The sequence below is a fragment of the Streptomyces sp. NRRL S-350 genome (assembly GCF_000719705.1).
In the GTDB taxonomy this organism is placed as follows: Bacteria; Actinomycetota; Actinomycetes; order Streptomycetales; family Streptomycetaceae; genus Kitasatospora.
Genome location: NZ_JOHO01000180.1, coordinates 1 through 812, shown reverse-complemented (window position 1 = coordinate 812; position 812 = coordinate 1). Strand labels below are relative to the sequence as shown.

Sequence of the window (812 nt, the reverse complement as noted above, 5' to 3'; positions counted from 1 at the left end):
GCCCCTGGAGCGCGTCAGTCGAAGTCGCTGGCGGAAGAGAGGCCCTCGACGAAGGACCCGAAGTCCGGGGCGAGGGCCAACTCCACGCTGAAGTCAGCGTCGAACCACGCGACTGAAGGTTCCCCGTGTCGGCCGCACGCCCGGTAGTCCAGCGCAACCCAGCAGGGTCCATCGCCCGAGAGGAGCACGACAGGCGCGGGCAGACTCCATTCCTCGACCAGGTAGGGGCTGTCGAGCAACGAGACTGTGCGTTCGCGGTGGCCGACGCCCATCACATGGTCGAACGGGACGTGGTCCGCGCTCCAGGAGGTCGGCTTGTCTGTCCGAAAAGCGTTCCGAGTGCCTGTCACCTGGCCGCCGTTCTGGATGCGCAACAGATCAAGCAGCGAGGCTGGGAGCGTGACGTCGAGCAGGCGCTCGGCTTCCCGCACGGCCTCGTCAGTCAGCGGCTGCTGCACCCCGTAGTTGCTGCCGGTGTCCCAGAACGCGGGCTGCACATCGTCGGAACGATCCATGACTCGAATCGTAGGAGCTACGGGATGCGGTTGACCGCCGGAGGCGGCTCCTGCGTCCAGAATGATCACGTGGCTGAACGTGTACGCGTGCGGGAGATCGATGACGACGAGGGGCGCCGGTTGCTGCAGATCGTCCGCCGGGGCACCGGGTCGGTGGTGACCTGGCGGCGGGCGCAGATGGTGCTGCTGTCCGCACAGGGCATGACGGTGGACAAGATCGCTGCGGTGACGTTCACCAGCGCGGACCGGGTCCGCGACGTGATCCACAATTTCAACGCGGACGGCTTCGACTCGCTC

At 66.6% G+C, this 812-nt stretch carries 2 protein-coding genes; one reads left to right on the top strand and one right to left on the bottom strand.

Annotation, left to right across the window (positions count from 1 at the left end):
• Positions 1-14: 14 nt before the first annotated feature.
• Positions 15-515: an SMI1/KNR4 family protein gene (locus tag IF30_RS0140370; RefSeq protein ID WP_030248189.1), complete on the bottom strand. Its 501-nt coding sequence runs from the start codon at positions 513-515 to the stop codon at positions 15-17.
• Between the two features lie 69 nt (positions 516-584).
• On the opposite strand from IF30_RS0140370, the gene IF30_RS0140365 reads away from it, so the two are divergent.
• Positions 585-812: helix-turn-helix domain-containing protein (locus IF30_RS0140365; protein ID WP_030248187.1), on the top strand; the 228-nt coding region annotated here is incomplete at its 3' end.

Bases quoted from the DNA above. Each gene is read 5' to 3' on its own strand.
- IF30_RS0140370 (WP_030248189.1), bottom strand. From the start codon at position 515: ATGGATCGTTCCGACGATGTGCAGCCCGCGTTCTGGGACACCGGCAGC.